The 21,507-nt window shown below is 61.5% G+C and carries 20 protein-coding genes and 1 pseudogene; 8 read left to right on the top strand and 13 right to left on the bottom strand.

Annotation, left to right across the window (positions count from 1 at the left end; genetic code table 11):
* Positions 1–65: 65 nt before the first annotated feature.
* Entirely contained in the window at positions 66–920 is an 855-nt protein-coding gene (locus CJZ80_RS04960; protein WP_094510958.1) for a hypothetical protein, read from the bottom strand.
* A 197-nt stretch (positions 921–1,117) separates the two neighbouring features.
* On the opposite strand from CJZ80_RS04960, the gene CJZ80_RS04955 reads away from it, so the two are divergent.
* Together CJZ80_RS04955 and CJZ80_RS04950 are read left to right on the top strand one after the other, a co-directional pair.
* On the top strand, positions 1,118–1,576 hold the full coding sequence (locus CJZ80_RS04955; RefSeq protein ID WP_094510957.1) for a hypothetical protein: 459 nt from the start codon (positions 1,118–1,120) through the stop codon (positions 1,574–1,576).
* A gap of 19 nt (positions 1,577–1,595) precedes the next feature.
* A complete protein-coding gene (locus CJZ80_RS04950; protein WP_094510956.1) occupies positions 1,596–4,367 on the top strand; it encodes a CHAT domain-containing tetratricopeptide repeat protein in 2,772 nt (923 codons plus the stop codon).
* A gap of 411 nt (positions 4,368–4,778) precedes the next feature.
* Here CJZ80_RS04950 and CJZ80_RS04945 read toward each other — a convergent pair whose 3' ends face one another.
* Entirely contained in the window at positions 4,779–5,138 is a 360-nt protein-coding gene (locus tag CJZ80_RS04945) for a hypothetical protein (protein ID WP_144036928.1), read from the bottom strand.
* An 864-nt stretch (positions 5,139–6,002) separates the two neighbouring features.
* Between CJZ80_RS04945 and CJZ80_RS04940 the strand changes: the two genes are divergently transcribed.
* The 4 genes from CJZ80_RS04940 (at position 6,003) to CJZ80_RS04925 (ending at position 9,048) form a co-directional block, all read left to right on the top strand.
* Entirely contained in the window at positions 6,003–6,209 is a 207-nt protein-coding gene (locus CJZ80_RS04940; RefSeq protein ID WP_094510954.1) for a hypothetical protein, read from the top strand.
* 315 nt (positions 6,210–6,524) lie between these two features.
* Positions 6,525–6,899, top strand: a complete 375-nt coding sequence (locus CJZ80_RS04935) for an addiction module antidote protein (protein ID WP_094510953.1) — start codon at positions 6,525–6,527, stop codon at positions 6,897–6,899.
* Entirely contained in the window at positions 6,896–7,408 is a 513-nt protein-coding gene (locus tag CJZ80_RS04930) for a shikimate kinase (RefSeq protein ID WP_094510952.1), read from the top strand. Before CJZ80_RS04935 ends, CJZ80_RS04930 begins: the two co-directional genes overlap by 4 nt.
* A 242-nt stretch (positions 7,409–7,650) precedes the next feature.
* The gene (locus tag CJZ80_RS04925; protein WP_198948236.1) at positions 7,651–9,048 is read left to right on the top strand and encodes a DUF1254 domain-containing protein; all 1,398 of its coding nucleotides are present in this window, start codon (positions 7,651–7,653) and stop codon (positions 9,046–9,048) included.
* Positions 9,049–9,201: 153 nt separating this feature from the next.
* Here CJZ80_RS04925 and CJZ80_RS04920 read toward each other — a convergent pair whose 3' ends face one another.
* Positions 9,202–10,107 carry a DMT family transporter gene (locus CJZ80_RS04920; RefSeq protein ID WP_158217432.1) on the bottom strand — a complete coding sequence of 302 codons (906 nt, stop codon included), beginning with the start codon at positions 10,105–10,107 and terminating at the stop codon, positions 9,202–9,204.
* A gap of 142 nt (positions 10,108–10,249) precedes the next feature.
* Here CJZ80_RS04920 and CJZ80_RS04915 point away from each other — a divergent pair, with 142 nt between their 5' ends.
* A complete protein-coding gene (locus CJZ80_RS04915) occupies positions 10,250–10,726 on the top strand; it encodes a DM13 domain-containing protein (RefSeq protein ID WP_198948235.1) in 477 nt (158 codons plus the stop codon).
* Between the two features lie 263 nt (positions 10,727–10,989).
* On the opposite strand, the gene CJZ80_RS04905 is transcribed toward CJZ80_RS04915, so the two are convergent.
* From CJZ80_RS04905 to CJZ80_RS04870, 9 genes are all read right to left on the bottom strand, one after another.
* The gene (locus tag CJZ80_RS04905; RefSeq protein WP_094510949.1) at positions 10,990–11,598 is read right to left on the bottom strand and encodes a dihydrofolate reductase family protein; all 609 of its coding nucleotides are present in this window, start codon (positions 11,596–11,598) and stop codon (positions 10,990–10,992) included.
* Between the two features lie 488 nt (positions 11,599–12,086).
* Positions 12,087–12,323 (bottom strand): hypothetical protein, encoded by a 237-nt coding sequence (locus CJZ80_RS14945; RefSeq protein WP_144036926.1) that lies wholly within the window; start codon positions 12,321–12,323, stop codon positions 12,087–12,089.
* Positions 12,324–12,678: 355 nt separating this feature from the next.
* Positions 12,679–13,812: a hypothetical protein gene (locus tag CJZ80_RS04900; RefSeq protein WP_233132817.1), complete on the bottom strand. Its 1,134-nt coding sequence runs from the start codon at positions 13,810–13,812 to the stop codon at positions 12,679–12,681.
* A 125-nt stretch (positions 13,813–13,937) separates the two neighbouring features.
* On the bottom strand, positions 13,938–14,324 hold the full coding sequence (locus CJZ80_RS04895; protein ID WP_094510948.1) for a YidH family protein: 387 nt from the start codon (positions 14,322–14,324) through the stop codon (positions 13,938–13,940).
* A gap of 28 nt (positions 14,325–14,352) precedes the next feature.
* Complete coding sequence (locus tag CJZ80_RS04890; protein WP_094510947.1) at positions 14,353–14,739, bottom strand: DUF1622 domain-containing protein; 387 nt, start codon at positions 14,737–14,739, stop codon at positions 14,353–14,355.
* Positions 14,740–15,618 (bottom strand): bile acid:sodium symporter family protein, encoded by an 879-nt coding sequence (locus CJZ80_RS04885; protein ID WP_094510946.1) that lies wholly within the window; start codon positions 15,616–15,618, stop codon positions 14,740–14,742.
* Positions 15,619–15,717: 99 nt separating this feature from the next.
* Positions 15,718–16,422 carry a pentapeptide repeat-containing protein gene (locus CJZ80_RS04880; RefSeq protein WP_094511072.1) on the bottom strand — a complete coding sequence of 235 codons (705 nt, stop codon included), beginning with the start codon at positions 16,420–16,422 and terminating at the stop codon, positions 15,718–15,720.
* Between the two features lie 80 nt (positions 16,423–16,502).
* Positions 16,503–17,426, bottom strand: coding sequence for a formylglycine-generating enzyme family protein (locus tag CJZ80_RS04875; protein ID WP_094510945.1), 924 nt, complete (start codon positions 17,424–17,426; stop codon positions 16,503–16,505).
* 86 nt (positions 17,427–17,512) lie between these two features.
* Positions 17,513–19,018, bottom strand: coding sequence for an arylsulfatase (locus CJZ80_RS04870; protein WP_094510944.1), 1,506 nt, complete (start codon positions 19,016–19,018; stop codon positions 17,513–17,515).
* A 66-nt stretch (positions 19,019–19,084) separates the two neighbouring features.
* On the opposite strand from CJZ80_RS04870, the pseudogene CJZ80_RS15905 reads away from it, so the two are divergent.
* A pseudogene (locus CJZ80_RS15905) lies at positions 19,085–20,029 on the top strand (AraC family transcriptional regulator); the annotation flags it as partial.
* On the opposite strand, the gene CJZ80_RS04860 reads toward CJZ80_RS15905, so the two are convergent.
* Positions 19,997–21,184 (bottom strand): HAD family phosphatase, encoded by a 1,188-nt coding sequence (locus tag CJZ80_RS04860; RefSeq protein ID WP_094511071.1) that lies wholly within the window; start codon positions 21,182–21,184, stop codon positions 19,997–19,999. The pseudogene CJZ80_RS15905 and the gene CJZ80_RS04860 sit on opposite strands and share 33 nt — an antisense overlap.
* Between the last annotated feature and the right edge of the window lie 323 nt (positions 21,185–21,507).

Raw genomic sequence — 21,507 nt, 5'->3', positions numbered from 1 at the left:
AACTCTTTGACTTATACCCGCTGCTGAGTGGAGGCGTTCGAAGGCTGCGGAGCAAGGAGGGGTGATCAGGGGCTGATCTCCGGTGTTGCCGGGCTGAGGATCAACGACTGGCCCTGCTTGGCATTCGGGATCGCAAGAACCAGCGGTCGTTCGCTGGGTTCGGAGGTGTCGGGCAACGTGCGGATCAGGTAGAGCCAGCCGAGGGTTTCGTTGGCCAGAAGCCGCCACACATGCTGACTGTCGGGGTCGGAAAGGCTGGAGTCGCGGATCTGGCGGGCGAGGACCCGGTCACCGATGAACACGTTGTTCGCCAGCGGTGGATCGGGAATCGCCTCAGTGGAGTCGTCGAGGTAGCGCAGATCCTGACCCAGAACTCCCTCCGCCTGCGGCAGGACCAAGGTGACCACCGGGAGGGTGGAGCTGCTCTCCAGGGCATCCCGGCGGGCATCGACCTGCCCCTGGTGCTGGGACAGCCAGAACAGCAGGACCAGCACCCAGCCGACGACCACCAGCTCATCGAGCAGGGAGGCCCCAAAGCGCCTGACCGCCGGTTGCGGGCCTGAGGCCTGCCGCGCTATTGGCCGCAGGGAGCGGATCCAGGGCAGCCGGCGGATCGCCATCGCCAGGAGGGCCGGCAGCCGGTGCAGCAACCAAAGGGTGCCGACGATCAGCAGCGGCAGCGCCGACAGGACAATCAGGGTTTTAAAGAAATTAGCGACACTGCCGACAAAGACCTGAATCGGAACGATCAGGAACGACTGGGCGGGATAGGACTGCGCATTGACGTCCAGATTGAAGTAGGCGAAGTAGGCCCAGCGATAGATCCAGCCAGAGAAGAACAGGGTGATCCCCAGCAGACTGAGGATGCTGGCGAATCCACCCAGGAAGGGAAGCTTCTCGTTGCCTGCCTCATTGGCCATGGGAAGACTCTTGCTGGGTGAGAGGGGCGTATGACGATTCGTGGAGTTGGCGGGCCCACAGTCGCCTGCCCTTAAGCTCTTTCCAGTCGGCCATGCTAGTTGGCGGATCCATGCTTAGCAGAAGTCGAAAATGTCTCGTAGCCATCGCTACGGCTGCGACTGCTCTTCTTTCTGTCGTCTCCCACCAGCTTTCTGCCATGGCCGCAGAGCCGGTGCGCCTTCAGCTGCCGCCGATCGTCACCATACGCGGGCTGGCCAAAGGCGGATCCTATTCGGGGGTGCGGCTGATCGCTGTCGGACCCACGGATGTGGTCTTCACGAAGGGGGGTGTGCGAACGGTGCCCCTGGCCCAGGTGGCCAGCATCACCTTTCAGGGGGCGGTGAAGCCGAGGGAGGATCGCAATCCTGAAATGCGCGGAGAGCCCCTGAAGGATTGCCTTCCACAACCGGAGGTGCGGCTGGCCTCCGCGGCCCTCGCGATCCAATCCGATGGTTCCACCCTTGCCCTGAAGCCCGACGCTTTGCAGGACCTTGTGCGGAAGGACTTGCGCCAGGTCGGGAGCCTCCGCACCCTCGTGGTTGATTCCATGCGCTTTGCTCCAGGCGGCTTGGTGAACTTGGCCTACAAAGCCTGCGCCCCAGGAGGGTCTCGATGAAGCGGAGCAGATTGAGCTGATGGGTCGCTGGCTGGCCACTGGACTGGCCCTCAGCCTGGGCCTGCTGCCGGTGGGGGGGCTGGTGGTGCCGGCGGTGATGGCGGCGGAGGTATCGAATCCAAAACGTCTTGTGGACGTGGTTCAACTGGCCAATCGACAGAGGGAGAAAAGTGAGAGAGAGGCGGCTCTGATCAACTACACGAATGCCCTGAGAATTGCACGAGAATTGATTGAACGCAAGCTAGAAGGAGGCATTCACGGACCCATGGGATGGATTTACAAGCTAGAAGGAGGTATTCACAGATACATGGGATGGATTTACAAAGATCTTGGTAATCTCGCAGAGGCGCTAAAGTCCTACCAGCAAGCACTCTTAATCTATCGCAGCCTTGATTTGCCCGAGGGAGTGGGAAATGTACTCCATGACATAGGATCTGCCTATACCTCCTTGAATGAATACGAGAAGGCTCTTTCCGCCTACGAAGAAGCCCTGAAAATCATGCGCAAGGAGAACAATCGCAAAAGAGAGGGTCTTGTCCTCAATGATATAGGTTTTTTAGTCAGCACTCGCGGCAATATGGACGAAGCGCTCAAGATCTACAAACAGGCACTGTTAATCCGTCAACAGGAAAATGATCTTGTCGGAGAAGGAGTCACCACCAACAACATAGCCTTGGTCTATAGAAGTCAAGGTGATTTGGGGAAGGCCTTGGAGAACTACGAAAAAGCATTGAAGATACTGCGCAAGACGGATGACCACGAGTCAGCCCGAAAGGTGGTCAATAACATCGGTGATGTGTATGGCCAGCTAGGCTCATCAATGATGGCTCTTGTCTATTTTTACCAGGCGCTTTCGATGGCCAAGGATTGGGGCGACAGCAGGCTAGAGGCTGTCATTCTCAACAATATCGGAAAGATCTATAGCGATCAAAAAGACCTGGATAGGGCGCTGAATACCCTCCAGCGGGCAGCGGACATGCCGCAAAAGATGAAGGACCCCGACGTAGATGCAGCCATTCTTAATAATATCGCCCACGTTTACAGCGCTCAGGGCAATCCTCAAGCGGCGTTGAAGACCTACCAGCAAGCGCTTGTCATCAATCGCAAGATAGGTGACCGCAGATCAGAGGCAGCAACTCTCGGCAACATGGCCACGATCTCTGCCGGGCTTGGCGATTTTGATCAGGCGCTTACAGCCTACAAGTTAACGATGGTGATTTTGCGAGAAGTGAAGGACTCACTAGGTGAGGCCATCACTCTCATCAATCTGGCAATTTTGCAGAGGGATCGCCAGCAGCCCAATCTAGCTATTGAGAGCCTGGAAAAGGGGCTGGCGATCCAATTGGAGATCAGGCGTGGCCTTCAACGCAGCAATCGGCAGAGCTTCATTGGCCAGAGCCAAGGCGCAGCCGCCTCCTTGGTGGAGCTGTTGATTGAGAAGAAGATGGCAGCGAAAGCCTTCACCTGGGTCAATCTCTTCGCCACAGCTGATCTGGCCGATTACAGCCGGCTGATCGAGGCCCGGGTGAGCAATCCTGAGGCGCAGCGGGCGCTTGAAGGGTGGCAGCTGCGGCAGGTGGAGCTTCTGGTGAAGCGGCAGCGGTTGGAGCGGGAGCCGAATCAGTGGATGATGCAGCAACTGGTGGAACAGGAGGCGTCACAATTCCTCATTGCGGAGGATTTGATCGGGCGGTACCCGGAGATTGCCGAGTTGCTGGAAACCCGGCCGGCGGATCTGCAGCGGCTGCAGGCGGGAATCCCGGCGGGCACGGTGGTGATTCAGCCGGCGCCGCTCACCGGCGTACCCAAACGGGCCGACACTATGGCGTTGTTTGCGCTGAGTCGCACTGATCTGCAGGTGGTGACGGTGCCCCTACCGCAGGATTTCCCTGCACTGGTGGAGACCTACAGGCGGCAGTTGGAGAAGGCGGAATCCTATCTGGAGCGGAGCCAGCAGCTGTACGACCTGTTGATCCGACCCCTGGAGGACCGGGGGCTGCTGCCGTCGGGAAGTCGGCTGGCGGTGATCGCCACCGGCAAGCTTCGGGAGATCCCTCTGGAAACGCTCTACGACGGCCGCACGAAGCAGTACCTGTTGGAGAAGTACCCGATCCACTACCTGACACGGCTGAGCCGCAACAGCGCCCCAGCCGCCCAGCCCGCTGGTGGCGGCAGCGCTCAGCGGGCCCTGGTGCTGGCCAATCCCACCCCCACCGCCAAGGAGCTGCCGGGTACGGAAGCGGAGGCTGACTATCTGGTGGGTGCTTATCCAGGCAGCCGTGATCTGCGCCGCGGACAGGCGACGCTGGAGCGGTTTCAGCAGCAGGCGAGCCGCTATCCGATCCTGCACCTCGGCACCCACGGCTGCTTCGTGGCAACGGGCTGCCCGGATCTGGGGATGAAGGCGAACACCCTGCTGTTCGCCAACAGCCAGCAATACCCGATCGCCGACGCGGCCCAGCTGGGTCTGTCGAACACCGAGCTGCTGGTGCTGGGGGCTTGCCAGACGGCTCAGATCACCAGCGACAACGACGTGGGGCTGAGCGGCCTGGCCTACGTATGGGAACGGGCCGGCGCCAGAGCAGTGGTGGCGAGCCTGTGGAGCGCGGTGGATGCGGAGAGCGCCCAGATCACCAAGGCGTTCTACGGGAACCTCAAGGCAGGGATGGACAAGGCCGAAGCGATGCGGCAGGCAAAGCTGGCGCTGCTGCGGCGCGATCCGGATGGCCTGCACCCCTTTGTCTGGGCCCCGTTGATCGTGATCGGCGATGCGGCGCCCCTGGCGAGGTGAAGAGAGCCATGAGGATGGATCGCCTTGCGCTGCTTTGATGTAGAGCGCATGCTCAAACTGGTTGAGTATGTGGCGAGAGCAATGAGCAAGAAGTTTCCACTCAGGGGGCCAAGGCGACTCCAAAAATCGATCAGCGTTTCCACGCGGCTTGTTGAGAAGCTGCACCTTCGAACAGGCCCCCTTGAGTGGTCAGGCCACCACCAACTCTCTGCTGACGCCCCCGTATGCTCCTTCCCGGCCAATCAGGGGCACGTTCAAGCCAGCTTTCGCAATAGGGTTATCGAGGGGTTGGGAAGTTGAAGAGCCTGGAGCTTCAACGGTATCGGTGAGGGTGATCGCCTAAGTCTCCAGTCCCACGGCTTTGGTGTCTCAGCGATCGCTCCAGTGCTATAGTTAAGCACGTTACATCGGCTAGAATGCGCTCTTCCAGGCGACTAAGGGAATGAGCAACAACACCCCATTCAAAGAGGCGATCGCCCAGCTGCAGTAGATGAACCACTTCCCTGTTGAGCGAGCCATCCAGCGATAGCGAACCAACAGCCAAACGAAGATCCACTTCAATAAGCAGCCTCCGACAGCCATAAAACCAAGATAGGTTGCCGCTCGATCGCTGATATCACCGGGATAGAGCTCAGGGTTGGCAATAAAGAAACTGCAAATAGCAATCATGCCAGTGGTTAGCACCAGAATGAACAGGCTCAGTAGGCTGAGGCAGATAAACAGAATAGTTTTGATCAGAGGTGATCGCACGAATGAACAATCGTGAGACATGGTTGGCTAAAGAGCGAAGGCAGAATCCATTTGCTAAACATGAGGACTTAGACGCGCTATGGTGATCACAGAAAGCTATATCTGTGTGGTGATAGATGGTGTTCCAATAGGCGATCGCCAAAGAGCGCAAGCTAACACGTCGCTGCAACGGGCTGTTTGTATGTGCTGGTGACGGGGCAAAGGTTACTTGCAACCGTAGGGCTGTGCTGTTAGACGGTTCAGGAGTGGCGAAGAAGCAGTGCGAAGCTGCTGGCTTCAATCGCCTTGGGCTCCTTCTGCAAGCCCAGGCTGCTGATCATGCAGCTGAGGAATCTTCATCAGTCAGATCATTGGAATGGCCTCCCTGGCCAGCCAAGTCGTTATCGATTGCCTCATGCGAACTCCGATACCGGCAATCCCTCTTCTGCGATGGTTGATAACAGGCAACCCATGAATGTGGCGGATATCCTGGCTGGCCTTGGTCAGGTGAGGATTCACACCAACCTGCTCCATAGGCGCTCAACAAGTCGCTGAACAGGAATTCTGGATTCAGAACTAGACCTTATAGCTAATCACTGTGTATTCCTGTTCTGCATCAATACGCCTGCCAGAGCCATCACCAGCACTGCAGGAACTCTCGGCTTGCCAGGCTGAGACCAACCCACCTCAACGAAAGCCTAGAAGAAGTTCTCCTGCAAACAGTTAAAACAGACATTGATGATTCGGCATTCCGGTAGTCACTGCCATGGGCCAGGACAACCGAGCTGCACTGAATCATGCAGAGGGTCTTCAGGGAGGACAAGATCGCTGGTCCTCCCCGCCACGAGTCTCACGGTCAGCAGCCTGGGCGAACGGGTGGGGGCGCGAACTCTCAGCAACGCCGGGATGCTCAGCATCAGCATCAGCACCGGCCTGGTCGGCCTGCCCTGGCTAGGTCCTGACGCCTCCACCACCGCCATCGTGTGGCCCCTGGTGCTGCTGGGCGTGGGCGGCGTGCCCTTTCATCCGCCCAGCAACAGCGCCACCCTCAACACCATTCCACCCGAGCACCTCAGTGTGGCCAACGGGTGCCACTCGATGGCGCGTGCTTGAGCGGACAGCCCCTGGGTGCCTTTCTGGGGGCCCAGCAGTTGTGGCCTATCGACTGGCGGCAACCACGGGACTGTTCGGCGCGGTGGTGTCTGTTTTGCGCGGGGCGGAGCTTCCCGGGAGCGCACCGATGGGGCCCAAGCCTGTCGCAACGGTCAACGACAGCTGTCGGCGCTGAGGCCCACGCCTGCGGTGCCAACCTCCGCGGCGCCGCGTTGCTCACCAAGCTCCGGCTTAACCTGAACACCGTTTTCAGCCGCGCGGAGCACCGGGCCCTTGGCCTGGAGGCCATGCTGCCCCTGGGAGGTTGTGCCCCAGATGAAGACCGCAGCCACTGCCTGGAATCTGGCCAATCATCTCAGCATTTGTGAAGTCATGGCTGCCTATTGCAAAGCCTCTCTAGGTGATAGTGCTCGTGCCAAAGGCATGACACAGATGGCAAGGGAAGCTGGACTGGGTCGCGAAAGTCTCTATACGGCGCTCTCCTCTAGCGGTAATCCCGAACGTGGAACTGTCTTGAAGGTTGGTTCGGCACTCGGGCTTCAACTGCATGCCAGTCCTGCTGTTGAAGCAGAGACGGCTGTTAAACAATGCCACTCACCCGCCCGCCTCCACATCACTCTTTGCCGACGCCCGAGATCACTGCGGCCAGGTGAAGGCAATCGTTCTCCCGATGGAGCGTTAGCGCCATGAAAGTGATCCTTCTGGGAAACGCTGGAGCAGGGAAGACTACCTTGTCGAGGCTGTTGCTTGCGAAGCGACCAGCCGCTCGACTATCGCTGGATGAGGTGGCGTTCCTCGGCGGCACTGAAAGACGGCCACTTCAAGATAGTATCGAAGATGTAAGGTGTTGGATTTTACGGCATTCCAGCTGGATCATCGAAGGCTGCTATGCGGACATTATTGAGCCTATATTGGTCTACTGCGATGAACTGATCTTCCTGAATCCTGGGGTAGATGTATGTGTGGCCAACTGCCGCTCGAGACCTTGGGAGCCGGACAAGTTTCGTTCCCGAAAGGAGCAAGATGAGAACTTGGACAACCTGATCCAATGGGTTCGTACCTATGAGAAGCGTTCTGATGAGTACGGCCTTCCCAGGCATCGAGCCCTCTACGACTCTTTTGATGGCAAGAAGTCTGAGTTTACGCAGCTATGCCAGTATGAAACGGTATGGCAAGACCATTCATCCAGGCAGCTGTAGCAGGGTGGCTGCCTGGATCCTCACAGTTCTTGCGGTTTGGTGATGCCCGCCGTTTGGCCGCATCCTTTGCCAGAAGATGTTGGGATAGGCTTCTGGCATTCCCTTTCCCAGTGCACGGAGTCGTCGAGATGAGGTCATCAAGCCAACACTATCTGGGACTTGCCGTTGCCGCTCTTGTTGCGAATGCGGCCACCACTGCATCGGCTCAGACCTTCCAGATGACCACGCCAATACCACCTGGAGTGGCCACTCCTGACCGGTTGGAGACGTCGATCGGCCCGTTGAACCTTATCGATGGTTTCCCGCAGCCAGATACCATCGAGAAGATCTACGACAATCTGGATCGCTCCCGCGCTTTACAGGCCTACCTGCTGGCCATTCCGATTGTGAATCAGGCCGGTATGCGTGAATCGTTGCGCAAGTTTGGCCCCGAGAACACCACCAACGTGATCTGGGAGAACCTGGTGGATCCCAGAACGATAGAACTCACGGCCAACGACAACACGGTATACAGCTTTATCTGGCTCGACACGAAGAAAGGGCCCTTGGTGGTCGAAGTGCCTCCCAAGGTGCTGGGTGCTGTCAATGACTTCTGGTATCGCTGGGTGGCCGACATCGGCATCACGGGGGCCGACAAGGGCGCGGGCGGCAAGTACCTGTTCCTGCCACCGGGGTATCAGGGCGCCATCCCGCAAGGTTATGTCGTGGTCAAACCCAAAACCTTCGGCAACTGGCTGTTCTTCCGCTCCTTTCTGGTGGATGGTTCCACCAAGCCAGGGGTGGAGTCGGTGAAAGCGAACCTGAAGATCTACCAACTCTCCGATGCTGCCAACCCTCCGGCGATCAAGTTTGCCAATGCCTCAGGCGTGCCAGCCAATTTCGTCGCCCCTGGCGACTACTCCTTCTGGGCGCTGCTCAACCAGGTGATTCAGGAGGAACCTCCCACCGGCGCTGACCCCACCACGTTGGGACTGTTCGCCTCGATCGGCATTGTCAAAGGCAAGCCCTTCAAACCCAACGAGCGCTGGAAAGCCATCCTCGCCGACGCCGCCAACATCGGTGCCGTGACGGCACGAACCCTGGCTCTCAAGATTCGCGAGCCGGAAGCCTATTTCTATCCCAACAGTTCCTGGCGGTTGCCCTTCTTCGGTGGATACAGGTTCGAAGTATCCCCAGGTGTGGCCAACCTTGATGGTGCGATTTTCTATTACTACTTCGCCACCGGTGTGACGCCGGCCATGGAAGAAAAGATTGTCGGCAAGGGCTCCCAGTATCCCTGGGCCGCGTTGGATTCCAAGGGCGATCGCTTCGATGGCGGCAAAACCTATCGGTTGCGCCTGCCGCCCAACACTCCCGTTGCCGATTTCTGGTCAGTGATCGTGTACGACACGCAGACCCGTTCCATGCTGCAGACAGACCAGAAAGCACCGAGCGTCAGCAGCCAGGACAAGGGCATCAAAACCAATGCCGACGGTTCTGTCGATGTCTGGTTTGGTCCACAGCCACCGGCTGGATTCGAGAAGAACTGGGTGCAGACGATTCCTGGCAAGGGCTGGTTCACGCTTCTGCGCCTCTATGGTCCGTTGGAGCCCTGGTTCAACAAAACCTGGCGGCCAGGTCCGATCGAATTGCAGAAGTGATTCAGCGATCAACGTCATCGACTCGTCGTGATCATCTTTGGCTCGGGTTGCTTGAATGGCAGTTCGGGAGTGTGAACCCTCCCGAACGACACTGCTGTGGAATGTGTCGTGTCTGTCCTTCATGCAGGCCACAGGCCCGGAATGAATGGACAGCTACTGTTGAACGACCTGATCCGATCGAATGGAGCGGTGGCTGGTGATGATCCCGGCCAGCAGGAAGATCACTCTTGACACTGTGGCCAAGTCGAGTGGTTCTCCCAACAGCACAGACGCGCTGACGATGGCCACCACGATCGTCAGTGATCCCCAGATTGATACGGTCGCCACACTGTATTGCCGATAGGCCATTCCCAGAGCCACAGTGCTACCCAGGGACAGAGTGATGCCGTAGATCAAGATCACTCCGACGACCCAGCGCACGTTCAGCAGGTGGAAGTGCCCGGGACCGAAGAGCACCAGAGCGATGATGCCAAACAGCAGTGCTGACATCGTTGAGGGGATCCCGATCGTGACCACGGCAGGCCAATGCCGCGTGGCGATGCTGCGACCGGTCACGGCGGTGGAACCGAAGGCCAGCACTCCCACCAAAGCCCAGCCGTAACCGATCAGTTGATCACCCTGTCCCGCCGCCTTCATCATGGCCGCCCCTGGCAGCATCAGGCCGATGGCGATCAGGCTCAGACTGAGCCAGAAGCGGCGAGGCAGGCTTTCTGCAAGGAACTGGCGAGCCAGAAGGGCTGAGACTGGCAACACGAGGGCGAATAACAGGGTCAGGCTGATCACCGACAGGGATTCGAGGGTGAAGTAGTAAGCGATCGGGCCGATGAACAGACCCAGGCCAGCATCGATGATCAGCAACCATCGGTCCGTCGGGTTCAGTTGCGCAAGAGCAGGTCGGATGGCCCCAGGGTTCGGCATCAGGAAGGTCAGTCCGATCACCAGCTGAGCCACGAAGAAAACGTTGCAGAAGCTGATCGGGTTTTCCCCATGCACCGGGTGGGTGGTGCCATAGGTCTGCAGGGCTTTGAGAACTGTGGCATCCAGCCCTTTGAGCAGCACGTACAGGCTGAGTGGCAGAACGCGCCGCCAATCCAGATCCTTCAGTTCCAATCCGCTCGGAACGCTCATCGGTACATGAGGAGTCTGAGGTCCATGCCGCATCGGTTCATGGCCTTAGCTTCCCACTCGGTCTGCATTCGTCATGACGGCTCTGAAGACAACTCTGATCGGTGCCCTGGTCCTGGCACTGCTCGGCAGCTCCGCGGCTCCTGGGCAAGCCGAAACCTTGCAGGGCCCTGCCTCCATGGTGATCGCCCAGGCAACTCCCATGGCCATGCAGAGCTTCCGCATGGCCGAAGCTCCTGTTACTGGCAGCTTCACCATCATCAAGAAAGCCGGCAAGCAGTTGCTTGTGATAAGCAGCGACTTCAAGACCAAGGAGACAGCCCCCGACCTGAAAGTGGTCTTCAGCCCATCAGCAACCCCATTGGCAAGCACCAAGGCCCCCAGCTTTCCGCTCAAAGCCGGCAGCTACACAATCCTCGCCCCGCTTAAATCCGCCTCCGGCGCCCAGAGCTATGTGATCCCCTCCTCCATCGACCTCAGCCAGCAGGGGTCGCTGCTGATCTGGTGCGAGGCCTTCAACGCCACAATGGCCTGGGCACCCCTGAAGCCCTGAGCCATTCAGGCCCTCGACTGCCTCTGGTTGCTTCAATCGGTCCTGGCCGTTGCCCTTGCTGGGCATGGGGCTCGTGGGCCTGACGCTGTTCTCTGTGGCCTGCCGCCCTGAGATCCACAACCACCTGCGCTGGCGCCGGTTGCATGTCAGTGCCAACGTGCTGGCCACCCTGATCGTTCTGGCCCAAGGGCTTCTTCTCGTGAGCTCAATCACAAAGCCACTCCCCTTTGCGATGTCACGAGATAACGCTGCATCTTCATCATCTAGGCGGGGCTGGACACCTGAAGTTGCCGCGGCACCTCATAGTGGAGCTCAGCAAAGGCCTCGCCCAAGGCCCGCGCCGAGGTGAGCCTCAGGGGTGGGAAGGCGATCTGCCGCGGTAGGAGCGGCGAGCCCTGCCCCAGGGTCACCGAGGCCACCTGAATGATCAGTTCATCAAGCAGGCCAGCATCGAAGAACTGCGCGGCCAACTCGCCGCCTCCGGCAACCCAGATGTTCTTCCCCGCAGCTGTGGCCACCATCTGTTCGTGCACGTGAGAGACAGTGCCAGACACGAAGCGCAGATCGGCATCCCGCACGGCGGGTAGCTTGCGGCTCGAGAAGACCCACGTGGGCTGTTGATAAGGCCAGGACTTTTCTTCTGGTGTTCCCGCTTTGATGTGATGATCCAACAGCCACTCATAGGTGGATGACCCCATCGTGATCGCACCAACCTCAGCAAGGAAATCTTCGTAGCCTGTGCCTTCGGCTTCTCCGAACTGAAGCAGCCAGTCCAGGGAGTTGTCCTTGGTGGCAATGAAGCCATCCAGGCTGGAGGCGGAATAGTACTGAGTCTTCACTGACGGGTTGACGATGTTGATGATCAAACTCATAGCCGAGGTCAAGCGAGCTTGATCACATCGGTTGCCTTCCGTTGCACCATGCTGGTTCTAGAGGGCTGAGCGTATTGCTCTGAGGGCCACATGTGCTATGGGTCAGAGTCTTGATTGCGTCTTGAGCAACCAGGGGAAAGCCTTCGGGCGGCTTCTTCATCTCTAGGCGATCAAAGACCCTGGTCAAGTTGACTAATTCTGGCATTGCCCGATTAGGTCGATAGTCCTGCCGGGGAAGTCGCTGCCAACCTCACGCCAGATGAGATCAAAGATTCCCATGACCTACTTACATGCTGGGCTAGGGTTATGCGGAAGCTATCACTTATACCCACCAGCCCGAGGGGCTCGCCCACGCTGATATCACTCTGCCGACAGAACTCGATTCGATCGAAGGTGGCGACATGAGCTGAGGTCAACGTCTTCCTTCAGTCCAAGAGGACTGATCAGCGTGTCCCCAGCTTGTGTCGCAAGAGTTAGGGGGGGCTCAATCAGCCACGCCAAGTCGGAATTCCTCCCTCTAACAGGGTGCCACGCTGACGCCAGATGGCCTCAGGAGTGACAGAAATCCCGTGCTCAAAGGCTAGATGGGCCGCTTCCTCTGTGGTGGTGTTCCCAGACAGCGCATTGGCAAAGCTTTGATCTTGTTGCAATAGCGTCTTGAGTTGATGCAGGGCGTCTTCGTTCGGAGCAGTGGCAGAGGTGGTCGGTAGGTCGCAGGTGGCCATTGGGCCCCTATCTCGAAGTAATTCCACCCTAGGAACTTTGACTCTGGGATGCATCACCTGATGTGGTGAGGTTTTGGGCGAACAGCTACGGCGGTCGGCTGACCTTGCAGCTTTGCTGACCATCAGTGGTAGCAAGGGGTTTGAAGCCCAATGACTCAGCTGCGCGTACCGGCTCAGCACAGTCAGACCATGCCCGCCTCCAGTTTTCTGAGAGCTGGTGGGTAGGCAGGCCGCTCTCCACTGCTGGAGGATCTCCAGGTGCGTTCGCCCCTAGCTGCGTTTCCCCACCAGGTTGTTCATGCCTGCTGCTGAGCAGGCAGCTGCAGAGTGGCCTCCTCCCCCAGTAGCTGCTCGATCAGAAGAAGAACTTCACACCGGCTTCGACGCCATTTTGATTGATGTTGAAGGCATTTTCGGGATCCTCTCCATTACTTCCCCCCAGGTGCAGATACCGCCAGGAGATGTTGAGCTGGGTGGAGTTGCCGATGGCATAGCCCACCCCCAGCTGCGTGTTCCAGGAGTAATCATCGGCGTTGTTCAGCCCGAATCCGCCGATGTCGGCGCGGGCGAACAGCCTGAGGCGCGGGGAGAGAAACAGCATGGCCTGGGTGCCCAGCAGGGGCTGAGCCACAGTGCTCCCGAACGACTGTTGTGGTTGAAGGTTCAAGCCCTCAAGGGTTCTGGATCCCTCCAGGCGCGGCCCTCTGAAGGTGAGGGTTCGGCCGGGACCGCTGCTCTGCACGGCCAGGTTGTACTGCATGTTCACGAACCGCACGCCCGCGTAGGGGATGACAGCGAAGCTGCCGGCGCGGGCCACGGCTGATTCCCGATCGCCGAAGCGATAGCGCAGGGCCAGGTCGTAGAGGCCTTGAATGTTGCTGATGCTGGCAGCGACGCTGCGTTGGCTGTCAGGGGTGAGGGTGAGGCTGCGGCGGCCGAGCGGGCCTTCAATCGAGCGTGTTGTGATGTCCTGCAGCCTGCCTTCTTCCCCGGCGACGGAGACGTAGCTGATGTCGGTGAGGAGGCCGATGCGGCCGTACTCCACACTGCCGCGGATGGAGGCCACGCCGGTGAGCGCCTTCAGCACCTGGCCGAGGTTGAGATCCAGTTCGGTGTCGAAGCCTTTGACGGTGGTGGACCCGGTGGTGCGCAGCGGCGCGAATCCATAGAGCTCCACACTGCCGGCCCACGGCGATGGTGCGCCTTCGCTGGCCGCCGGGTCAACGGAGCCTGGTTCAAGCTGGGCCGTCTCACTCAGACCCGTATCACCCTGAGCTGCTTCGGCCTGAACGGATGCCCTCAGGATCGGCCCCATCAAGCTGGAGGCCGCCGTAGCCGGCTCAGCAGCTTTCGCCACAGAGGCCTCGAGGGCGCCACCCAGAGCAGCGATCAGCCACACAGCGCTGATCCGCTGGAGCGGAAGCGCTGAACGACCAGCGTGAGAGCGAGGCAGGCACCAGACCATCGGCTGAAGGGAAGGGAGTGACATCACTTGTTCGAGGCCGGTGTCAGAAGGCTTTGAACACGCCGAGCATCCCACAAGGGGCCTGGCCGGTATCGACGGGAGGCGCGATTCGAAGGGGCGGAGGCTGTGGCCGTTGCGGCGGGTTGCGCTCATCGGCCACCCAATCCGCCGGCGATCAGCAGCACCAGGGCCAGCAGGCCGATCAGGGTGAGGGCCAGGGCCGTCGCCGTGGCGATCGAGGCCTTTTCGATGTAAATGAAATCGTCATGCTTCAAGCGCCGCACCACCCTGCGGTGCTGACGCGTGGCCGCTGCCATGGCCACGATCCCCGTGACCACAAACCCGATCGAGATCAAGCGCACGCTGAGATGGGCATGGGAGCTGCCCTCAAAGCGGCTGGCCTCGATCGCTCCGATGATCTTGTCGAGACCGAAGCCGAAGCTGATCAGCGACAGGCAGGTGCGGATCCAGGCCATCAGCGTGCGCTCCGCCGCCTCCCGGTTGCGCTCCTTGGCCAGTTCATTGGTGAGGTTCATGGGGTGTCAGATGGCGAGGATGGTGTGATCAGGATCCAGGCGGCTGCGGCTGGTCTTGCTCCAGCCGCCGTTCAGCCTCCAGTTCCTTGGCGAGGAACACATTGAGGAAGGTGCGGATCACGGCCACCGTCGCCAGTTGGATCAGGTTGCTGTCCGTGGGAGCTGTGGTGGTGGCGACGATGTCGGCACCAAGCTGAAACTCCAGCGCCATCGATAGCCAGCTGCCGAAACAGAGGCGAACCGCGCTGGGGGGGCGGCGCCCGCGATGGGTCAGCACGGGCAGGAACGGCAGGGCCAGGCGAAAGGTGGCGATCATGCCGGCCACCACACAGAGCACCGACAGGGCTTCCAGGCTGAGGCGAACGACAGTCGCCAGACCCTGCAGCAGGGCCTCGGAGGATTCAAGCCAGGGCATCTACAGGGCGGCGAAGGGCACCGACTGCCTCTGGCGTTGCCAGCGCAGAAAGGGAATCGACAGCAGCACGGTGACCACGAGGTAGGCCAGCACCGCGAGTTTCAGGCCGGGAATGTCGCTGCCGTAGGTCGTCGCGAACAGCAGGGCCAGGCCCGGGTTCCGCATGGAGGTGACCAGGGCGATCGTGACGCGTTCCCGGGGCTCAGGGCCAGCGATCCCGTAGCCGATGGTCAGGGACGCCAGCACCATCACCGCCATGAAGGGCAGAGCCAGCAGGTTGGCGCCCACGAACGCGACCAGCAGGGGCAACGACTTGACCAGCACCAGCACGATCAGCAGCAGCAGCAGGCCATTGGCCAGCTTGTCGAGAGGACCGGAGAGCCGCTCTGCCAAGCCAGGTCGCCAGCGCCTCAGCGTCAGGCCCGCCAGCAGGGGCAGCACCTGGGTCTTGCCCACCTGTAGGGCTACCGTCCTCGCCGTGATGTCCCAGCCGGATACCCCGAAGGAGGACTGGTACAGATCGGCGATCAGCGGAATCGACACGATCGCCGCCACGGCCACACAGGCCTGCAGGACAGCGGCCAGCTCACGGTCGCCGCCGACCTTGCCCGCCTTGCGCAGGGTGAGCGGAGCGCTTGGGGAGGCCGCCATCAGGGCGATGCCGATGCGGGCCGGTTGGGTCAGGGCCAAGCTCAGCGGCAGCTTCATCAGCAGCAGGGCGACCAGGGGCACCAGCACACAGGAGCCGATCAATACCCGGATCACCAGGGCGGGTCTTCGGCTCAGGCGAACGATCGCCTCTCCAGTCAGACCCACTCCCAGAGCGAACATGATCGTGAACAGGGCGGCGCTGACGATCAACAGGGAGGGCTGGCCCATGGCATCAGATGGCAGGAGAAACAGATGGAGCTGGCTGGATGGAGAGAAATCGAGCTAGCTGGATGGAAACTGAGCGATTCAGAGGCAAGTGACTGAGGTTCAACCGCTCGGATCCAGGCTGGTTCCAGTGAGATCGGCCTCCTGGAACACAGCGCCGGTGAGGATGGCGCCGCGGAGATCGGCCTTGGTGAGGATGGCGCGGGTGAAGTTGGCCTGGCTGAGGTCCGCCCCGGCCAGATTGGCCTCGCTGAGATCGGCCTCCGTGAAGTTGGCCCCTTGCAGATCCGAACCCTGGAGATTCGCCTTGCGCAACACCGTTGCGCTGAAGTTGCCGCCTCGCCAACGGCTGAACGGAATCTTGATCCCCTCCAGATTCGTGGCCTGCAGATCGAAATCGTCCTGCCAGATGCCATCAGAGCACAGATCTTCAAGGGCGCGGATGCGTGCCAGGCTGAATCTGATGCCAGCCTCTTGCTGCGCCAACAACAGCGAGAGTTGCTCGTGATGTTCTCTCTCCTTGCGACGACCCGCCTCCAGGATGTAAACAAGACCCGCTGTAACGATGCTGAACGACTCCACATTGTCAATGCTGATGACGTCCAGGAAATTGCTGGTCAGGCAGTTCTCGCTGGGTTCGGCTCCATGGCAGTTGTCGAAACGATTGACGACGGACAGCAACACAAAGGACAGGGTTGCTGCCATCAACAGCCTGAATCTGAAGGAGCGATCCAGCAGCAGGAAGAACGGTGACTCGCGGCGGAGCTGCTGACGGGTCAGCCAGGTGGATCGTTTGGGCAGTGTCATCGGAGGAGTGATCACCTTGCGGCAGGCGTCAGCCAAGGGGTGGAAATCAGCTGACTGAAAGGGATGGTGGCGCCATGGCTTCAGGGCCGCACGATGCAGCGAAAGCCCATGTGGCCGGTGGAGGTGTCAATGCCCTGGGCCATGCGCGCCGCCGGCCGGTAGCGACGGCAATAGCTGGGGGCGCACAGAAACGAGCCGCCCTTCACCACCTTGCGGGGCATCGTTCCGTGCTGGCTGGTGGGATCGATGCTGGCCTCACGGGCGGCAGCCGCTTCGGCGCAGCAGCCGCTGCTCCCCTCAGCCGGTAACGCCCCATCGGCTTGGTGCGGGTGGGGGCCGTACCAGCTATCGGTCCACTCCCACACGTTGCCGATGCAATCGAGCAGCCCGAAGCCGTTGGCAGGAAAGGCGCCCACCGGCGAGGTGCCGGCATAGCCGTCGAGCAGGCTGTTGTGGTGGGGGAAGTCGCCCTGGAAAGTGTTCGCCACCGGGCGGCCCTCCGGGTGCAGCGCATCCCCCCAGGCGAACTCGCAGCCTTCACGGCCGCCCCAGGCGGCCCGCTCCCATTCCGCTTCGCTCGGCAGCTGCTTGCCGCACCAGGCGGCATAGGCGGTCGCATCCTCATGGGCCACGTGCACCACCGGATGCTGCGGGCGGTTCCTGATTGAGCTGCCGGGGCCCTCCGGGTGACGCCAGTCGGCGCCGGGGATGTACTGCCACCAGCGGTAGGGATCGTCCGTTCCCAACGGGCCGGGCGGGGGCACGAACACGATCGAGGCGGGTGCCAGCCGCTCTGGTGGCGCCTCGGGGTAGAGGGCCGGATCGGCCGGCCGCTCGGCCAGGGTGCGGTGGCCCGTGGCCTTCACGAACTTGAGGAACTGGGCGTTGGTGACCGGGGCACGGTCGATCCAGAAGCCCTCCAGCGCCACCCGGTGGGCCGGAGCCTCCTCCGGGTAGTGGTGGTTGGAGCCCATCAGGAACGTGCCCGCGGGGATCCAGGCCATGTCTCGCGCCGGCGGTCGCCCCGGCCGGAGAGCCGGGGCAAGGGAACGGTTCGAGGCCATGGCGACTCCGCGGAACGCTGCGTTGTTCAGTGGCCGCCGCTCGCTGCGGAGGTCATCTTCGCGATCACCTCCTCCAGTGAGAAGCTCGCCGCCTTCTGGCGGGGCGGATAGGCCTGGAAGGTGGCCAGGAACCGCCCGACGATCACCTGGGCGGGCACCAGCGCAAAGGCATGGTCCAGCATCCAGTCCCAGTAGGTGTTGGAGGTGATGTCGGCCCGCTCATAGGGATCGGTGAGCAGGTTGAAGATCTTCGGCAGGCGCAGGACAACGAACGGCTCTGCCCAGATCTGGCAGGTGCCAGGCTGGCGTTGCTCCATGAACACAAACTTCCAGTTGTCGTAGCGCAAGCCTGTGAGGTCGCCGTCGTCGGAGAAGTAGAAGAACTCAACCCGGGGGCTCTTATCGCTCTGGCCCGTCCAGTAGTCGAGCATGTTGTAGCCGTCCAGGTGGATCTTGAAGGTTTTCGATCCCACCTGATGGCCTGTGAGCAGCTTCTGCTTGATCTCCGGTTCCCCTGCCGCTGCTACCAGAGTGGGTAGCCAGTCGAGGTGGCTGACGATGCCGGTGAACAGGGTGCCGGGGGCGATTTTGCCGGGCCAGCGCACCAGGGCGGGCACCCGGTACGCACCCTCCCAGTTGGAGTTCTTCTCGTTGCGGAACGGGGTCATGCCGGCATCGGGCCAGCTGTTCATGTGGGGCCCGTTGTCGGTGCTGTACATCACGATCGTGTCATCGGCGATGCCCAGCTCATCGAGCAGGTCGAGCATCTCGCCGATGCAGTTGTCGTGATAGATCATCACGTCGTGGTATTCCGATTGCCACCGCCCTGACTGGCCCAGATCCTGGGGCCGTGCGTGGGTGCGGAAGTGCATGTGAGTGGTGTTGAACCAGACGAAGAACGGTTCACCGGAGGCCACCGCCTCACGGATGAAACGCTTGGCTTCGGCCATGAACTCCTCGTCGCAGTTCTCCATCCGCTTCTTGGTAAGCGGCCCGGTGTTCTCGATGCGCTGGGTGCCATCACCGTTGGCCCAGCAGTGCAACACACCGCGGGGGCCGAAGTTCTTCTGGAAATCGGGGAAGTCTTCCGGCTTTGGATAATCGCGCAGCTCCGGTTCTTCCTCAGCATTGAGGTGGTAAAGGTTGCCGAAGAACTCATCGAAGCCGTGCATCGTCGGCAGATGCTCATCCCGGTCGCCGAAGTGGTTCTTGCCGAACTGGCCGGTGCGGTAGCCCAGGGGCTGGAGCAGTTCGGCGATGGTGGGGTCCTCGGCGCGATAGCCCTGTTCGGCGCCCGGTAGGCCCACCTTGCTCAGGCCGGTGCGGAACACGCTCTGGCCGGAGATGAAGGCGGCCCGCCCTGCGGTGCAGCTCTGCTCGGCGTAGTAGTGGATGAAGCGCCCGCCCTCCTTGGCGACACGGTCGATGTTGGGGGTCTGATAACCCATCAGCCCATCGCTGTAGCAACTGAGGTTGCTCTGGCCGATGTCATCGCCCCAGAGGATCAGGATGTTGGGTTGTCCGTTGGGCATGGCAGGTGGAGGCTGGGGGTGAGGGGGCGGGCAGGGGCTGGAGAAGGATGCAGCCCCGGCACGCTGATGAACTCAGCTACAACCTGCTGCCCATGGCAGGGTGGGGCCACTCAAAAAGTGCAGGCTTCGATGGCTCCGCTCCACAGGTTCGAGGCTGTTGAAGAGCTCGAAACCCAGCTGCGAGCGGTGGGCCTGGATCTGCGCCTGCTCCAGCTCTCCAACGGCAACCTCAGCGGCCGCCTGGTCACCCGCCAGCTCGGGCCGCTGCGGTTGCTGCGGCTTCAGGTCAACCGTTGTCTGCACGTGGCTGGCGGCAAGCCACGCGACCAACGGCTGATGGCACTGAACCTGGTGTCCGACCGCAACGCGCCGCCCCTGCGGGCCCACGGCACCGCCGTCGGCGCCGATGCGTTGTTCGGACTGGATCCCCAGGCGGACGTCCATCTCTCCACGCCTGAGCGGATGGATCTGGCCGTGGTGATGGTCAACCCCGGCACGCTGACGCGTTGGAGCAGCGGCAAGGGGAGCCTCGATCTGGGATCGGCGCCCTTCCGCTTCAATGTGTTGCCCATTGACGCCGCCAGCCGAACGCCGCTCCAGCGCTGGTTGCTCAATCTGCTGCCCCTCCATTCGAAGACACCCTCTGTTCCAGCGCCGTCAGAACCTGAAGGAAGTGCAGAGGGTCTCCTCCCACTGCTCGTTGACGCTCTGGAGCAGGGCCTCAGGCAACAGGGCTGGCCCGACCGCCCGCCGGCGCGGATCGAACTTGTCAAGCAAGTGCAGCGCTGGACGGAGGAGCATCCGCTCGAGCCGATCAGCCTGGAGGCGCTCTGCCGTGAGATGTATGTGGGGCGACGCACCCTGATCCAGGGGTTCCGGGAGCACCTGGGCATGGGCCCGATGGCTTACTTCAAGCTGCAGCGGCTGCATGGTGTGCGCCGCGGGCTGCTGGAGGCCCAGCCGGGCAGCGCAACGATCTCAGGGCTGGCGGCCTCCTGGGGCTTCCTCAATGCGGGGCATTTCGCCCGGGATTACCGCCGGCTGTTCGGAGAGCTTCCCAGTGCCACGCTCTCCAGCCGGCGCGGGTTGGCTCGCGGGGGGCACGGCACAGCGCTCGACCACTCCCCCTCCTGACCCCGTTGCCGCTGGTGGGGCCGCGAACACGCTGGCCCAGTCGTTGCGCATGCTCACCACCGTCCAGCCCCGCCGGGGCGCCTCGTTCAAGGCCCGATCGAGACGGCCGAAGGCCGACTCCCGGTCGTAGGCCACCTCCCGCTCGGCGTCGTCGTGGTGAACGATCACTCCCAGCCGTTGCCCCGGCTGGCTGGTGACCCACTCGAGCATCTCCAGATCGCCGTCGGAGTTGCCGAAAGCGGCGACCGGCCTGCGGCCAATCAGTTGCTCGATCAGGACCGGCTTCATGGCCCGATCGGCGATGGTCTGCATCTTGCTCTGGCGCTGGATCACCGGCAAACCGCCCTCGCGGGCATAGGTGGTGACGACGCTGGAGCCGATCACCTGCTCCGGAGGGATGCCGTAGACCTGCTCGGCGAACACCCGCATGAACTCCACGCCGCCGGCCGACACGATGTAGGTGCGGAATCCATTGGCACGCAGGTGCTGCAGCAGCTCCTGCATCGGCTGGTAGGTGAGGTCGGTGTAAGGCCGCTGCAGGGTCGGGTGGCAGGCGCTGTCCAGCCACGCGCGCACCTGATGGCGGAACGCCTCCGTGCTCATGCCGGCATGGGTGATCCCCACGAGTTCCAGCAGGCCCTTGATGCCCATGGGGAGCACGGCCTCCCCGTTGCCGGTAGCGGTTGCGGCGGCGATGACCGGGTTGGTGGCGAGCCCGGGCTGTTGGGCCACCAGGGCGCGGGCCCGCTCGATCGCGAAGGCCAGCTGCACGTACATCGGCTGCTCAGGCCAAAGCGTGCCGTCGTTGTCGAAGACGGCGATGCGCTCCTCGGGTGGCAAATAGCTCTCTCCCCCCGGCTGGCTGACGCTGGCGACGAAGGCCAGGATTCGCGATCGGGTGGCACCGTCCCGCCAGGACGGGAGCGGCTGTGTGGACCCCGCGGGGCTGGCCTGGTTCGCCATGGCGGGCGCCAAAGGGGCCATCATCGCCACAGCGAGCAGGCTTGCCGCCGCCGTGGTCAGGACGCTCATCAGCACACTGTTCCCTCCCCAGCCGAGCCAGCGAACAGCCGCTGCAGGGGCGGCAGCAGGGCCTCCAGGGCACGCCGCGATGGCCCAGGCGCCGCATGGGCCCGGCCGACCTCTGGGCGAAGTTCAGCCCTGTCACCAGCACCAGGAACCCCGGGCTGTGGCCGAATCCCCTCTGCCCGGGCCACCGCCAAGCTCCGCAGGTTCAGGAATTCATTTGCCACCAGCATCGCTCCCCGAAACTCCTTCCCTGCCAACCACTCTGGGGTGTTGCTGGGGGCGTACGGTCTGGTCGGATCCACCACCCCGGTGTTCCAGGCTTGAAG

Origin of the sequence: Synechococcus sp. MW101C3 (assembly GCF_002252635.1) — a bacterium.
Lineage (GTDB): Bacteria > Cyanobacteriota > Cyanobacteriia > PCC-6307 > Cyanobiaceae > MW101C3.
The sequence above is the reverse complement of the archived record's forward strand: the minus strand, read 5'-3'. Positions and strand labels throughout refer to the sequence as shown.

Coding starts and splice junctions, on each gene's coding strand:
- CJZ80_RS04895 (WP_094510948.1), bottom strand. CDS start 14,324: ATGAACCTCACCAATGAACTGGCCAAGGAGCGCAACCGGGAGGCGGCG.
- CJZ80_RS04885 (WP_094510946.1), bottom strand. CDS start 15,618: ATGGGCCAGCCCTCCCTGTTGATCGTCAGCGCCGCCCTGTTCACGATC.
- CJZ80_RS04880 (WP_094511072.1), bottom strand. CDS start 16,422: ATGACACTGCCCAAACGATCCACCTGGCTGACCCGTCAGCAGCTCCGC.
- CJZ80_RS04950 (WP_094510956.1), top strand. CDS start 1,596: ATGGGTCGCTGGCTGGCCACTGGACTGGCCCTCAGCCTGGGCCTGCTG.
- CJZ80_RS04935 (WP_094510953.1), top strand. CDS start 6,525: ATGAAGACCGCAGCCACTGCCTGGAATCTGGCCAATCATCTCAGCATT.
- CJZ80_RS04905 (WP_094510949.1), bottom strand. CDS start 11,598: ATGAGTTTGATCATCAACATCGTCAACCCGTCAGTGAAGACTCAGTAC.
- CJZ80_RS04940 (WP_094510954.1), top strand. CDS start 6,003: ATGCTCAGCATCAGCATCAGCACCGGCCTGGTCGGCCTGCCCTGGCTA.
- CJZ80_RS04860 (WP_094511071.1), bottom strand. CDS start 21,184: ATGAGCGTCCTGACCACGGCGGCGGCAAGCCTGCTCGCTGTGGCGATG.
- CJZ80_RS04960 (WP_094510958.1), bottom strand. CDS start 920: ATGGCCAATGAGGCAGGCAACGAGAAGCTTCCCTTCCTGGGTGGATTC.
- CJZ80_RS04890 (WP_094510947.1), bottom strand. CDS start 14,739: ATGCCCTGGCTTGAATCCTCCGAGGCCCTGCTGCAGGGTCTGGCGACT.
- CJZ80_RS14945 (WP_144036926.1), bottom strand. CDS start 12,323: ATGGCCACCTGCGACCTACCGACCACCTCTGCCACTGCTCCGAACGAA.
- CJZ80_RS04870 (WP_094510944.1), bottom strand. CDS start 19,018: ATGCCCAACGGACAACCCAACATCCTGATCCTCTGGGGCGATGACATC.
- CJZ80_RS04945 (WP_144036928.1), bottom strand. CDS start 5,138: ATGTCTCACGATTGTTCATTCGTGCGATCACCTCTGATCAAAACTATT.
- CJZ80_RS04955 (WP_094510957.1), top strand. CDS start 1,118: ATGGCCGCAGAGCCGGTGCGCCTTCAGCTGCCGCCGATCGTCACCATA.
- CJZ80_RS04875 (WP_094510945.1), bottom strand. CDS start 17,426: ATGGCCTGGATCCCCGCGGGCACGTTCCTGATGGGCTCCAACCACCAC.
- CJZ80_RS04930 (WP_094510952.1), top strand. CDS start 6,896: ATGAAAGTGATCCTTCTGGGAAACGCTGGAGCAGGGAAGACTACCTTG.
- CJZ80_RS04915 (WP_198948235.1), top strand. CDS start 10,250: ATGACGGCTCTGAAGACAACTCTGATCGGTGCCCTGGTCCTGGCACTG.
- CJZ80_RS04900 (WP_233132817.1), bottom strand. CDS start 13,812: ATGTCACTCCCTTCCCTTCAGCCGATGGTCTGGTGCCTGCCTCGCTCT.